Annotated in this window: 7 protein-coding genes; 5 read left to right on the top strand and 2 right to left on the bottom strand. The window is 74.5% G+C overall.

Annotated features, from left to right (window positions below; all coding sequences use genetic code 11):
- Positions 1-72: 72 nt before the first annotated feature.
- Together ACFYO8_RS28285 and ACFYO8_RS28290 are read right to left on the bottom strand one after the other, a co-directional pair.
- Positions 73-1,830 (bottom strand): DNA methyltransferase, encoded by a 1,758-nt coding sequence (locus ACFYO8_RS28285; RefSeq protein WP_387257756.1) that lies wholly within the window; start codon positions 1,828-1,830, stop codon positions 73-75.
- 2 nt (positions 1,831-1,832) lie between these two features.
- Entirely contained in the window at positions 1,833-2,081 is a 249-nt protein-coding gene (locus ACFYO8_RS28290; RefSeq protein ID WP_120570987.1) for a hypothetical protein, read from the bottom strand.
- A 216-nt stretch (positions 2,082-2,297) separates the two neighbouring features.
- Between ACFYO8_RS28290 and ACFYO8_RS28295 the strand changes: the two genes are divergently transcribed.
- The 5 genes from ACFYO8_RS28295 to ACFYO8_RS28315 all read left to right on the top strand — a co-directional run bounded on the left by ACFYO8_RS28295 (position 2,298) and on the right by ACFYO8_RS28315 (position 13,273).
- On the top strand, positions 2,298-5,483 hold the full coding sequence (locus ACFYO8_RS28295; protein ID WP_354865374.1) for an FtsX-like permease family protein: 3,186 nt from the start codon (positions 2,298-2,300) through the stop codon (positions 5,481-5,483).
- Positions 5,480-8,209, top strand: coding sequence for an FtsX-like permease family protein (locus ACFYO8_RS28300; protein ID WP_387257758.1), 2,730 nt, complete (start codon positions 5,480-5,482; stop codon positions 8,207-8,209). The genes ACFYO8_RS28295 and ACFYO8_RS28300 overlap by 4 nt, the downstream gene beginning before the upstream one ends.
- 1 nt (position 8,210) lies before the next feature.
- Positions 8,211-9,200, top strand: a complete 990-nt coding sequence (locus ACFYO8_RS28305; protein WP_354865370.1) for an ABC transporter ATP-binding protein — start codon at positions 8,211-8,213, stop codon at positions 9,198-9,200.
- Positions 9,200-9,925 carry an ABC transporter ATP-binding protein gene (locus ACFYO8_RS28310; protein ID WP_354865368.1) on the top strand — a complete coding sequence of 242 codons (726 nt, stop codon included), beginning with the start codon at positions 9,200-9,202 and terminating at the stop codon, positions 9,923-9,925. Before ACFYO8_RS28305 ends, ACFYO8_RS28310 begins: the two co-directional genes overlap by 1 nt.
- Before the next feature lie 186 nt (positions 9,926-10,111).
- Positions 10,112-13,273: an FtsX-like permease family protein gene (locus tag ACFYO8_RS28315; protein WP_354865366.1), complete on the top strand. Its 3,162-nt coding sequence runs from the start codon at positions 10,112-10,114 to the stop codon at positions 13,271-13,273.
- Positions 13,274-13,313: the final 40 nt, after the last annotated feature.

Genomic DNA, 13,313 nt, shown 5'->3' on the forward strand with positions numbered 1-13,313 from the left:
TGAACTGGTCATGCCCGTCTTGCTGCTACCAACACCGGCGCTTCTACTTCGAACCACCCAAGCCGGACACCCTCACGACTTTGCCGGGGCCCTGGTGGGCGGCTCGCTCGGCGTGTTCACCCAGTTGACCAGGCTGACATGGACCTTCGCCTCGCCCGGCCAGGTCTGGCTGGACACCGCGTCGGTGATGACGCCGCCGTTGCTGGTGACGTACTCCAGGCTCGCCGAGCGGGCGCGGTTCTGGGAGATCGAGTTGGTGCCGACCAGCCCGGCCCGCTGGCCCGGCTTGAGATGCTGGTGGGCGCGCCGGAACCAGTAGACGCAGAAGTCCTTGATGCCGACCTTGAAGGTGATGGTCAGCCACTTGAGGTAGTCGTCGCCGTGGGCGTCGCGCATGAACTGCGAGCCGAGGAACGGGGGGTTGCCGACGATGCAGTCGGTCTCGGGCCAGGGCACCCGCAGGGCATCAGCCGTCCGGATGGAGGCGAGGCTGACCAGCGGCAGCGGTGGCTCGGCGGCGCCGTACTTCTCGATCATCTGCCGGTGGCCCATCCAGAGCGTGACCCGGGCGACGGCGGTCGCCATCGGCACCACGTCGATACCCTGCATGTTGCGGAGGGGGAAGTACGGCAGCCCGGTGGGAACCGGCAGGCCGGAAGCCTTGGCCAGCGAGGTGATCCGCTCTTTCAGCGTGTGTTCCAGGTGACGGAGCTCCCGGTAGGCGACGTAGAGGAAGTTGCCGCAGCCGCAGGCGGGGTCGAGCACCCGGAACCGGCACAGCTCGTCCAGCAGGGCGACGCCTTCGTCCGGCGTGGCCACCGCGTCGATCCGGGCCCGCCACGGCTTGACGACCGTCGGCCGGACGATCTTCAGGATGTCGACCTCGTGCGTGTAGTGGGCACCGAGGGCACTGCGATCGCTGCTGAGGAAGCCCTCGATGAGCGACCCGAAGATGGTCGGGTCGACCTGCCGCCAGTCATACCTGCAGATCTCCAGCAGCTCCGCTGCCTCTTCCCGGGTCAGGTGGACGAGCGCGGGCTTGTTGAACAGGTCGCCGTTGACGTACTGCGTGCCCTTCAGCACGCCCCGCCGGCCGTGGTCGTCGGGATCGTTGAGGGAGGTGAAGAGGCCGCCCAGCATCAGGTAGGACGACCACACCTCGCCTACCTCGGTGAGGAACCGGAGCGTCTGCTCGGTCGGCCGGCCCTCGATCATGTCGAAGTCCTCGGCGAAGAACAGCCAGACCATCTGGAGGATGAATCGCTGGATCGACTCCGGCGCGGCCGCCTCCCGGTCGAGGAGGCCCTGATAGATCCGGGCGACCGCGACGGCGGCGGATCTGGTCAGCTCCTTGCTGCTGTGCTGGAACAGCGGTTCCTCACCGGCCAGCACCATCAGGGACTCGTAACGGTCCGGCAGGTCGGCGAGGCTGTACTCCATCAGTGGAGCGTTCGGATACTTGCCCGGCTCCCAGATCTCGAAGCGCTGGAACGAGCAGAGGACCACGAACCGGGGGGCCGGCCGTTCGGTCGCCACGTCGGCCGAGTTGTGCCAGTAGTCGAGCGCCTGCTTGCGGTGCTGAGGGAGTCGTGTGCTCTCCTTGGGCGCCTTCATCTCGACGATGAGCTGGCCCGGCAGGTGCAGATCCATGATTCCGGTGGACGCGTGGGCGTCCTCGAACACCGCTCCGGCGTCCTTGCGGTTGCGGCCGTAGCACTCGAACAACTCGTTGAGGAAGGTCTGGGCCTCGGAGCGCTCCGTGCCGGAGTAGCCCTGCCACCGGTCGGCGAACTTGACGAGCGCCGATCGGATCTGCTCACCACTGCGCATGGTCAGAAGAGCTTAGGCGAATCCGCCGAGAAGTAGGCGCCCTGAAACAGGTCCTTGCGGGCGATTTCCAGGTTGCGTGCGGCGGTGTCCAGCATCCGCGCGAGATCGTCGCAGCCGACGGTCATGGACACCGTGCGCTTCGCCCGCTGGGTTCTCTTGATCGCTTGCTCGATGTTGAGTAGCGCCTCCGAGACCTCGCGGAGTCCAGCCTCCCGGGCGGCCTGTTCGGGGGTGTGGTCAAGATCAGACATGTGCGGTCCTTTCGGGGCCGAGCGGACCCAGCGTACGGCGTGGTCAGGGGTTCCGCGAGCGGCACCGGTCATGGCGTGACACACCCTACGGTCGCTCCCCGGGTTCGGGGCGCTGTGCGGTAGGCCGATAACGATCATGTAACGGGCGCGAACCTTTTGCGGGGCGTCGCTGCTCTCTCTCGGCATCGGCCCGCCGGGGCCCGGAGAGGACGTCGGATGAAGCTGGTGTGGAGGCGGGCGATAGAGGCTCGTGGGCTGCTGCTCGCCGCCGCTGTCGCGGCACTCGTCGCGGTCGCGCTCGTCACCGGGCTCTCCGACTACAACCGCCGGGCGGTCGAGGCGGGCGCCCGGGCGGTGCTGGACACCGCTCCGGCGGAGGAGCGCAGTCTGCTGATCAGCGGTTCCGGTGGCGCCGACGCCGCCGCGTATGCCGAGCGGGACCGGGCGGTACGGGAGCAGTTCGCGAACGGCCTCGGCGGCGCTCCGGTCACCGTGTCCGCCATCCGCTCCGGGACCGGGCGGGAGCTGACCGGTGACGTGGGCGCCGCCCGTACCGACGACGACCCGATGTTCGCCAACCTGGCCACGCTCGACGACCTGCCGGCGCACGCCGAGCTGGCGGCCGGGGCGTGGCCGGTGCCGGGCAGCAACCCGTTGCAGGTGACGTTGCCGGAGAAGGTCGCCGCACAACTGAGCCTTGAGGTCGGGGAGCGGGTGCCGCTCTACGACAGGGGAGCGGAGCGGGCCGGCACCGTGGTGGTGGCCGGCACGTGGCGGCCCCGGGACGCCGCCGAGGCGTACTGGCGTCTCGCCCCGGGGGTGGGGGAGAGCCAGGGCGACGCGGTGGTCACCTCGTACGGGCCGTTCGCGCTGGACCCGGCCGACTTCGCCAGTACCTTTCCGGGTTCAACCTCGGCGGCCTGGCTGGTCGACCCCGACCTGGTGGCGGTCGAGCCGGCCCGGCTGCCAGCCGTGACGGCGGCGCTGGACGAGATCACCGGGAAGCTGCCCGACGCCACCGGCCTGGGCGCGTCGGCGCAGCAGCTCAGCCACCTGGACCGGCTCGTGGACCGGCTCAGCCGGGCCGATCTGGTGGGCCGGTCCGCGCTGCTCACACCGCTGCTGCTGATCGTCGTGCTCGGCGGGTACGCGCTGGTGCTGGTGGCCGCGCTGCTCAACGAGGACCGGCGGGCGCAGACCGCGCTGCTGCGGGCCCGGGGCGCGGCCCGGGGACAGATCGCCGGGCTGGCCGTACGCGAGGCGACGCTCGTGGTGGCGCCGGCGCTGCTGCTGGCCCCGGCGCTGACCGGGCAGGCGATCCACCTCCTGGGCGCGGACCTGGGGCTGGCCGACGGCGACGTGGCCCGGGTGTGGCTGGTGGCGGTCGGCGCGGCGATGGGCTGTCTGCTCGCCATGGTGGTGCCGGCGATGCGCCGGGCCGGCACGTACGTCGCGGACATGGCGGCCCGATCCCGCCCCACCCGGGGAGCGGCGGTGCAGCGGGCGAGCGTGGACGTGGCGCTGGTGGCCCTGGCCGTGCTCGCCTGGACCCAGTTGCGGCAGTACTCGTCGCCGCTCGCCGGCGCGAACGGCAGCCTCGGCATCGATCCGCTGCTGGCCGCCGCACCCACCATCGGCGTGCTGGCCGGCGCGGTGATCGCGTTGCGGCTGCTGCCGCCGACCACCCGGATCGCGGAACGCCTCGTCGACCGGCGGACGTGGAACGCCACCATGTTCGGCATGTGGCAGGCGGGCCGCCGCCCGCACGCCGGCCCGGTGCTGCTGCTCGCGCTCGCCGTCGGGGGCAGCACGCTCGCCTGGTCGCTCGTCGCATCCTGGGAACGCTCGCAACGCGACCAGGCCCAGCACACGGTCGGCACGGACCTGCGACTGACCGAACGCAACGGTGCCGCTCCGGCCGACCGGGCCGCCGCGCTGGCCGCCGTTTCCGGCCTGGACCGGGTGCTGCCCGCCTGGCGCGACGACGTGCGCCTGGGCCGCGAGGCCCGGCCGGCGACTGTGGTGGCCCTGGACGCCGCCGCCGCGAAGGGCATGATCCGGCTCGACGACGCCGACGGCGGGGCGTCCACCGGAGCCCTGCTGGACCGGCTCGCCGGCGGCCGGGCCGCGCCGGCCGGCGGCGTCCTGCCCGCCGGGGCGAAGACACTGTCGGGCACCGTCCGCACGCCGGTCGAGAGCATGTACGACCAGCCGCGGGTCGCCGTGACCGCGCTGTTCACCACCGACGCCGGGGCCACCTGGCGGGTCCGGCTGGCCGAGGCCGGCGGCGAGGGACGGCCGGTGCGCTTCTCCGTGCCGCTGCCCGACACCGGCGGCGCGCCGCTGCGCCTGGCCGGCTTCGAGGCCGACGGCGGCGACGCCAGCGGCAGCTCCTACCGGCTGCTCCTGGACACGTTGCGGCTCACCGACGCCGCAGGGGCGTCCCTGCCGTTGCCGGTGGAGGGGGCCTGGCGGGTGATCGACCCGGGCAGCGGGCCACGCCGCGACGCCGAGGCCACCCCCACCCGGGTGGACGCGACGCAGGCCTTCGACGTGCCCGAAGGGCTGTTGCAGTACGCCCGGGTGCCCTCGTCCCGGTTCGCCGTGGTGCCCCAGGCCGACGACCCGCCGGTGCCGGTGCTCGTCACGCCGGGCGTGGCCGCCGCGATGAGCGTCAAGACCGGCGACACCGTCAAGCTGTCGGTCGCCGAGGTGACGCTGGAGGTCACTGTGGTCGGCCAGGTCGCCGCGGTGCCCGGCACCGGTGGCGACGGGGTGCTGCTGGACCTGCCCACCGCCACCACCCAGCTCCTGGAACGCAGCGGCGGCGTCCGGCCGGTGGCGGAGTGGTGGCTGGGCACCACGCCCGGCGGGCACGCCGCGGCCGCTGACGCGCTCGCCGCGACCGGCGGCACGGTGCTGCTGGACCGGCGGGCGGTGGCCGCGGAGGCCGCCGAGGACCCGTACTGGCAGGGTGCGCGTACCGGCCTGCTGGCCGCCGCGCTCGGGTCGGTGCTGCTGGCGCTGGTCGGCCTGGCTGTCGACGTGTGGGCCACCACCCGGCGGCGGCTCAACGAACTGGCCGTGTTCAACACGCTCGGCGCGAACACCCGGCTGCTGGCCCGCGCCTACCTCGCCGAGCAGGGTTTCCTGGCCGGGATCGGAGTCGGCGTCGGGCTGCTTGTCGGCGCCCTCGTCGCGGCCACCATGGTGCCGTTGGTGATCCTCACCCCGGCCGCCGGACGGCCGGTGCCCGAGGCGGTCTTCACCGTGCCGTGGGTGCCGATCGGGGCGACCGCCGCCGGGCTGCTGCTCGCCGCGCTCGCCTTCGCCGCCGTCATCACCACCGGCATCCGCCAGCGGGTCGCCGCCGCGCAGCTCCGGATCGGAGGAGAACGATGAGCCTTCCTGGTGCCGCGCGCCGGGTCCGCGCATACGGCGGGCAGTTCCTGCTGCTCGCCGTCCTGACCCTGGTGACCGCACTGTTGATCACGGGTGTGCCCCGGGTCGCCGACCGGCTGACCGGGCAGGGGCTCACCGAGTACGTGGCCGGTCAGCCGGTGGCCCGCCGGGATCTCGCGTACAGCGCCGGACCGGACGTCGTGCCCGCCTCGGACCAGCCCGTCGTCGCCAGCCGGGGAGCCCTGCTCGCGGCGGTCGAGGAGAAGATGCCCGCCGAGGTGCGCGACGCGATCGGAGAGCGCTGGTTCGCGGCGCAGACCGTCCCCGGGCGACTGCGCGGTCCGACGCTGAGCGACGACAAAGGGCTGATCGACCTGCACCTGCGCGCCGGCACCGGCATCCGGGAGGCGGCCACCCTGGTCGACGGGCGGTGGCCGGAACGCGGTGTCACCCCGGCCGGCGCGATCGAGGTGACGCTCGCCGAGACGATCGCCACCCGGCTGGGCGTCGCGGCCGGCGACCGGTTCCGCCTCTCGCTGCTGGACCGCGACAACAGCGTGCTCGAATCCCGCCCGGTCGACCTGGTCGGCGTGTGGCGGCCGAACGACCCGGCCGGCGGTGTCTGGGACACGCTGCCGTCGATGCTGAAGCTCAGCCCGCCGGAAGGCGACGGCGATCCGTTCGTGGCCGTCGCGTACACCGCCGACGCGGGCCTGAACTCGATCACCGCCCGCGAATGGCCGGTGACGTTCGGCTGGCGGTACCGGATCGCCCCGGACCGGCTCGAACCGGGCCGCCTCGACGCGCTGATCGCCGGCGTCGACGGGCTGGACCGCGCCATGTCCACTGAGCTCAGGATGACCCTCAGCCAGGGCGTGGACATCCCGCTGCGGCGCTTCGCCGACGCGCTCGCCGCCGCGCGTACCCTGCTCGCGGTCATCGCCGCCGGGCTGCTCGCCACGCTGGCCGGGCTGACGCTGCTGGCCGCCCGGCTGGCCGCGCGCCGCCGCCGCGCCGAGTTCCACCTGATCCGGGCGCGCGGCGGCTCGACCGGTGACGTGCTGCGTCGCGGTCTGGCCGAGTCGGCGCTGGTGCTGCCGGCCGCGGCCGGGATCGGCTGGCTGCTCGGCTGGCTGCTGCCCGGCGCCGGGTCGCCGTGGCGGTGGGTGCTGGTCGCCGGGCTGCTGGCCACGGTGCTGCCGCCACTCGCCGCGCTCGCGGTCGGCCGCCGCGCCGGTGGCCGCTCCGACCTGGGCGGCCGGTCGCCCGCCGTCCGGCTCACCGTCGAGGTGGCGGTGCTCGGGCTCGCCGTGCTCGGCGCGTTCCTGCTGCGCCGCCGTGGCCTCACCGCCGGCTCGGTGGACCCGCTGCTGGTGTCCGTGCCGGTGCTGCTGGCGATCGCGGCGGCGCTGGTGGCGCTGCGCGCGTACCCCTGGCCGTTGCGGCTGCTCAGCCGCGTCGCCGCGCGGGCGCGCGGCAGCGTCGCGTTCCTCGGCACCGCCCGCGCGAGCCGGGCCGCGAGCACCGGACCGCTCGTCGTGGTGGTGCTGGCGGTGGCCACCGCCGCGTTCTGCGGCGTGGTGGCGACGGGCATCGAGACCGGCCGGGACACCGCCGCCGCCCAGGCCGTGCCCGGCGACCTGCTGGTGCGCGGCGAGCGCTTCGCGCCGGACACGGCCGGGGAGTTGGCCGCGCTACCCGGGGTACGCGCTGTCGCGCCGCTGCTCACGGTGCCGGCCGAGCGACCCTACGCCGACCGTGCCGGTCGCCTCGCGCCGATCACCGAGCTGCGCGTGGTGCTCGTGGACGGGGAGCGGTTCGCCGAGGTGGCGCGCCGGGCCGGCGTACCGGTGAGCGTGCCCGACCCGGTGCGGGCCCGCGCCGACGGCAGTACGCCGCTGCCGGCGCTCGTCTCCCCGGCGGTGGCCGGGGAACTGGCCGACGCCGGGCTCGCCGACGCCCGGGGCGAGCGACCCGCCTGGCTGAACGTGCAGGGCAACCGGCTGCCGGTGCGGACCGCCGCCACGGTCGACGAGTTCGCGCTGGTCGACAAGGGCATACGCCGGTTCGTGGTGCTGCCGTGGCCGGCGTTGCCGGCAGACGCGCCGCATCAGCTCGCGCCCACCGGATTTGTGCTGGCGGGCGCGGGCGTGGACGCCGCCGAGGTGGACCGGGTCGCGCGTGAGGGGCAGAACCGCTACCTGCGCATCGGCGGGATCGGCGCCGGGGACAAGGCCCGCGCGCCGGAGGTGAGCACCCGTTCCGCCGTCCGCGCCGACCTCGGTGGCACCGGGGTGAACGGCCTGCTGGTGTTCGGCTTCGCGCTCGGCGCCGGGGGTGGCGCCGTGCTGGGGCTGCTCGGGCTCGCGCTCGCGGTGCTCGCCGGCGCCCGCTCGCGCGGGCAGGTGCTCTCCCGGCTGCGCACCATGGGCCTGTCCCGCCGGCAGTGGCGCGGACTGCTGATGGTGGAACTGACGCCGCTGGTGCTGGTGTCGGTGCTCACCGGGGCGGTGGTCGGCGCGTTGCTGCCGCTGCTGCTCACGCCGGTGCTCGGGCTGCCCGCGTTCACCGGCGGTGTGGACATCCGCCCTCGTTTCGAACCCGGCCTGGTGGCCGGGGTGTCGGTCCTGGCCGTGCTGGCCCTCGGCTTCGCGATCACCGTGGAAGCCGTGAACAACCGCCGGTTGCGCCTCGGTGAGGTGCTGCGGCTCGGAGAGGAGAGCTGAGATGACCGCGACCGCCGAGGCGTCCGTACCGGACCTGGCGTCCCTGCAGCAGCGCGCGGCCGAACGGGCCGCCGAACGGGCCGGAGGACGGGACCGGCTGCGCGGGCACATCGTCTGCGACGGCCTGGTGCGCATCTTCAAGACCGAGGGCGTCGAGGTCTTCGCCCTCCAGGGCCTCGACCTCGTGATCGACAGAGGTGAGCTGGTCGCGATCGTCGGCGCCTCCGGTTCCGGCAAGTCGACGCTACTGAACATCCTGTCCGGGTTGGACACGCCGACTGCGGGGACCGCCCGCGTCGCCGACTACGACCTGCTGTCGCTGTCGAACAAGCGGCGGCTGGCGTACCGGCGGGAGGTGGTCGGGTTCGTCTGGCAACAGACCGGCCGGAACCTGCTGCCTTACCTGACCGCGCTGGAGAACGTGGAGCTGCCGATGAAGCTGGCCGGGCGGGGCGGCGGGCGGCGCAAGCGGCGGGAGCGGGCCCGTGAACTGCTGGACATGGTGGGCGTCGGCTACTGCGCGGACCGCCGTCCGGGCCAGATGAGCGGCGGCGAGCAGCAGCGCTGCGCGGTGGCCGTGGCGGTCGCCAACGACCCGGAGATCCTCTTCGCCGACGAGCCGACGGGCGAGCTGGACGAGGCGACCGGGGCGGAGGTCTTCGCCGCGCTGCGCACCATCAACGCCGAGCTGGGCGTCACCATCGTGGTGGTCACCCACGACCAGGCCGTGGCCGGCCAGGTCCGCCGTACCGTCGCGATCCGCGACGGCCGGACCGCCTCCGAGGTACGCCGGACCGCGCGCGTCACCGCCGACGGCGACACCGAGATGGTCAGCGAGGAGTACGCGGTGCTCGACCGCACCGGCCGGATGCAGCTGCCGGCGCCCTTCGTGGAGGCGCTGTCCCTGCGCGACCGGGTCCGGCTCAACCTGGAACCCGACCACGTCGAGGTGCGCCCCGGCGAGCGGGCGCACGCCGAGGAGAGTGAGTGATGACCGACCAGACGGTGGTGCTGCCGGCGGCGCCGGTGACGGCAGTGGAGGACGTGGTCCAGGTGGAGGGGGTGAGCCATACCTTCGGCAAGGGTGAGCACGCCGTGCATGCCGTACAGGATGTCTCCTTCACCGCGCGGCGCGGCGAGCTGGTCGCGGTGCGGGGCCGCTCCGGCGCCGGCAAGACCACGCTGCTGAACCTGATCGGCGGCCTGGACCGGCCGGACGCCGGGCGGATCCGGGTGGCCGGGCACGACGTCACAGGGGCCGGCGAGCGCGAACTGCTGGCGTTGCGCCGGGGCACCATCGGGTTCGTGTTCCAGACGTTCGGGCTGGTGCCGATCCTGTCCGCCGCGGAGAACGTCGGGGTGCCGCTGCGGCTGGCCAAGGTGCCGGCGGCCGAACGGGAGCAGCGGGTGGCGGTGCTGCTGGAACTGGTCGGGCTGGGCGGGCACGCCGCGCAGCGCCCGTACGAGCTGTCCGGCGGGCAGCAGCAGCGGGTGGCGGTGGCGCGGGCGCTGGCGAACGAACCGGATCTGCTGATCGCCGACGAGCCAACCGGTCAGCTCGACTCCGAGACCGGACGGTCGATCATGGACCTGCTCCGGGCGGTGGTGCACGCCCGGGGGATGACCGCGCTCGTGGCCACGCACGACCCGGCACTGATCGAGCTGGCGGACCGGACGCTGACGCTGCGCGACGGCCGGCTGACGCCGGAGGACTGACCCGCGTACCGGGTCGTCGCCGGCTGGCGGCGGCCCGGTACCCGGTTCTGCGGCCGGGTTCCGCGCCTCATGACCGACCACGGTGTCCAGTTCGGAACGTCATAACGATCATGTAACTGCGCGAACCTTTCCCTGGCCCTCACGACTCTTGTGGTCGTCCGAACGCCGGGCCACGAGAGGGGTCGGATGGCACTGGTATGGAGGCGGGCCCGGGACGCTCGCGGTCTGCTGCTCGCCGCCACCGCCGCGGCGCTGGTCGCGATCGCTCTGGTCACCGGCCTCACCGAGTTCAACCGGCGCGCGGTCGAGGCGGGGCAGCGCGCGTTCCTGGCCGGTGCGCCGGTGGAGGAACGCAGCCTGCTGGTGACCGGCTCGGCCGGCCGGGACGCCGCCGAACTGGCCGACCGGGACCGCGAGATCCGCGACGGTTTCGCCCGCGGGCTCGGCGGCGCCGGGGTCGACGTGTACGGCGCCCGGTACGGCTCGGGCCGGGAACTCACCGGGAACCTTGGGCCGAGGCCCCGGGACGACGACCCGGTCTTCGCGAACCTGGCCACCCTGGACGACCTGCCGTCCCACGCCGAGCTGACCGCCGGGGCCTGGCCCCGGGCCGGCGCCCGGCCGGTGCAGGTGACGCTACCGGAGAAGGTGGCCGGGGCGCTCGGCATGGCGGTGGGTGACCGGGTGCCGATGCTCGACCGCAGCACCGACCGGGCCGGCGAAGTGGTGCTCGTCGGCACCTGGCGACCCCGTGACCCAGCCGAGGCGTACTGGCGGCTGGCCCCCGGGCTGGGCACGGGCGGCGCAGCGGCCTCCGACAGCTCGCACGGCCCGTTCGTGCTCGACCCTGCGGACTTCGTCGCGACGTTTCCGACCTCGGTGTCGGCCTGGTGGGTGATCCGGCCGGACCTCGCCGCAGTGGCCGACCAGGGCCGGCTGCTGGACGTCCGGGACGCGCTGCCGGCGGCCGTCACCGACGTGCCCGAGAAGGCCGGGCTCGGCTCCTCCGCGCAGGTCGTCACCACCATGGACCGCCTCCTCGACCGGGTGGCCGACGCCGATCTGGTCGGCCGGTCGGCGCTGGCGACCCCGGTCCTGCTCATCGTCGTCCTCGGCGGGTACGCGCTGGTGCTGGTGGCCGCGCTCCTGCACGCCGACCGGCGCAACCAGACCGCCCTGCTCCGGGCCCGGGGCGCCGCCCGGCTCCAGTTGGCCGGCCTGGCGGCCCGGGAGGCGACGGTGGTCGTCCTGCCGGCAGCCGTGCTGGGCACGGTCGTCGCCGACACCGCGCTGAGCCGGGCCGGCCGGACGCTCGTCGACGGAGGCATCACCTCGCTCTGGCAGGCAACCGCCCTCACCGCCGCCGGTTGCCTGGTCGCCATGGTCGCGCCGACGCTGCGCGATGCCGGCACGTACGTCGCCGACATGGCGGCCCGGTCCCGGCCCGTCCGGACCGGCGGCGCGCAGCGGGCCGGCGTCGACCTGTTGCTTGTCGGGTTCGCGGTGATCGCCTGGACCCAGTTGCGTCAGTACTCCTCCCCGGTCGCCGGTGTGACCGGCCGGCTGGGGGTCGATCCGCTGCTGGTCGTCGCGCCGACGCTCGGCGTGCTGGCGGGCGCGGTCGTGGCGCTGCGGCTGCTGCCGCCCGCGACCCGCTTCGCCGAACGGTTCGTGGACCGGCGGCTGTGGACGGCCACCATCCTCGGCATGTGGCAGGCGGGTCGTCGCCCGCACGCCGGTCCGGTGCTGCTGCTGGCCCTGGCCGTCGGTGGCAGCACGCTGGCCTGGTCGCTGGTGGCCACCGGCGAGCGCTCCCAGGTCGACCAGGCCGACCACACGGTCGGCGCCGACCTGCGGCTGACCGAGTCCGGCGGCGTCGCGCCGCCGGGCCGGGCCGCGGAGACCGCCGCGCTGCCGGGTGTCGACCGGGTCCTGCCGGCGTGGCGCGACGAGATCCGGGTCGGTCGCGCCGACCTGACCACCACTGTGGTCAGCCTCGACGCGGCAGGCGCCGCGGGGGTGGTGCGGCTGGACGACCGGCTGGCCCCGGAGCCCGCGGCGGCGTTGTTCGATCGGATGGTCCGGGCCCGCGGGCCGGTCGCGGGTGTCGAACTGCCCGCCGGGACCCAGGCGGTCACCGGCACGGTCCGCACGGCGGTACGCGACGCGGTCGCCGCCCAGCAGGTGCAGGTGTGGCTGCTGCTGACCCGCTCGGACGGATTCGCCCTGCGGTTGCCGGTGACCACCGGCGATGAGACCGGCCGGCAGGTGCCGTTCCGGGTGCCGCTGCCCGACGCCGGGGTGTTGCGCCTCGCCGGCTTCGAGGCCGACGGCGGGGACGTGGCCGGCACCGCGTACCGGCTGGAGGTGGCCGACCTGCGCCTGGTCGACGGCGCGGGCACGGCCCGGCCGGCCCGGCTGGGTCAGGACTGGCGGGCCACGAACGGCGTGCCCGGCGCAGAACTCTCCGTCGCGGTCACGGACACCGGCCTGACCGCCGAGAACGTCGTGGTCGTGCGGCCCGGCGGCCGGTTCGCGGTCCAGGACTCGTCGCGCTTCGCGGTGGTGCCGACCGCTGACCACCATCCGGTGGCCGCGGTGATGACCCCCCGCGTACGGGAGGCGCTGAGCATGCGTCCGGGCGAGACGGTCACGCTCTCGCTCCTCGGCCATCCGCTGCCGGTCGTCCTGGTCGGCGAGGTGGACGCCGTGCCCTCCGCGCCCGGTGCGGGCGTCCTGCTCGACCTGCCCGCGGCCACCGACTGGCTGGTCCGCGACTCCGGCACGGTGCGGCCGGTGCAGGAGTGGTGGTTGAGCGCCGACGACGGCGGCCGGCGGGCGGCCGGGAACCTGGCCGGCGTCACAGTGCTGGACCGGCGGCAGACGGCCGACCGGGCGGCGGCCGACCCTTACTGGCAGGGCGCCCGGACCGGCCTGCTCGTCGCGGCCCTGGGCGCGGCGCTGCTGGCGCTCGTCGGCCTGCTCGTCGACGTCCGGGCCGCCGCCCGGCGACGGCTGGGCGAGTTCGCCGTCCTGCACACGCTCGGTGCGACCCCCCGCCTGCTGGCTCGGGCACTGCTGGCCGAGCAGATCTTCCTGGCCGGGATCGGGGTCGGTGTCGGGCTGGTGCTCGGCGCCGTGGTCGGGGCGACGATGGCGCCGCTGACCGTCCTCACCCCGTCGGCCGGCAGACCGGTGCCGGAGGCGGCGTTCGTCCTGCCCTGGCTTCCGGTCGGAGCGACAACGGCGGGCCTGCTGCTGGCGGCACTGGCGTTCAGCGCGTTCATCGCCTTCGGCATCCGGCAGCGGGTGGCGGCGGCACAGTTGCGGATCGGGGGAGAGCGGTGACCGGATGCGGCACGGCGACGGCCGGCTTCACGGCGGGGAC

The organism is Micromonospora sp. NPDC005257 (assembly GCF_042872445.1).
Taxonomy (GTDB): Bacteria; Actinomycetota; Actinomycetes; order Mycobacteriales; family Micromonosporaceae; genus Micromonospora.

Excerpts from the sequence above, each read along its gene's own strand:
- ACFYO8_RS28310 (WP_354865368.1), top strand. The coding sequence starts at position 9,200 with ATGACCGACCAGACGGTGGTGCTGCCGGCGGCGCCGGTGACGGCAGTG.
- ACFYO8_RS28290 (WP_120570987.1), bottom strand. The coding sequence starts at position 2,081 with ATGTCTGATCTTGACCACACCCCCGAACAGGCCGCCCGGGAGGCTGGA.
- ACFYO8_RS28305 (WP_354865370.1), top strand. The coding sequence starts at position 8,211 with ATGACCGCGACCGCCGAGGCGTCCGTACCGGACCTGGCGTCCCTGCAG.
- ACFYO8_RS28295 (WP_354865374.1), top strand. The coding sequence starts at position 2,298 with ATGAAGCTGGTGTGGAGGCGGGCGATAGAGGCTCGTGGGCTGCTGCTC.
- ACFYO8_RS28285 (WP_387257756.1), bottom strand. The coding sequence starts at position 1,830 with ATGCGCAGTGGTGAGCAGATCCGATCGGCGCTCGTCAAGTTCGCCGAC.
- ACFYO8_RS28315 (WP_354865366.1), top strand. The coding sequence starts at position 10,112 with ATGGCACTGGTATGGAGGCGGGCCCGGGACGCTCGCGGTCTGCTGCTC.
- ACFYO8_RS28300 (WP_387257758.1), top strand. The coding sequence starts at position 5,480 with ATGAGCCTTCCTGGTGCCGCGCGCCGGGTCCGCGCATACGGCGGGCAG.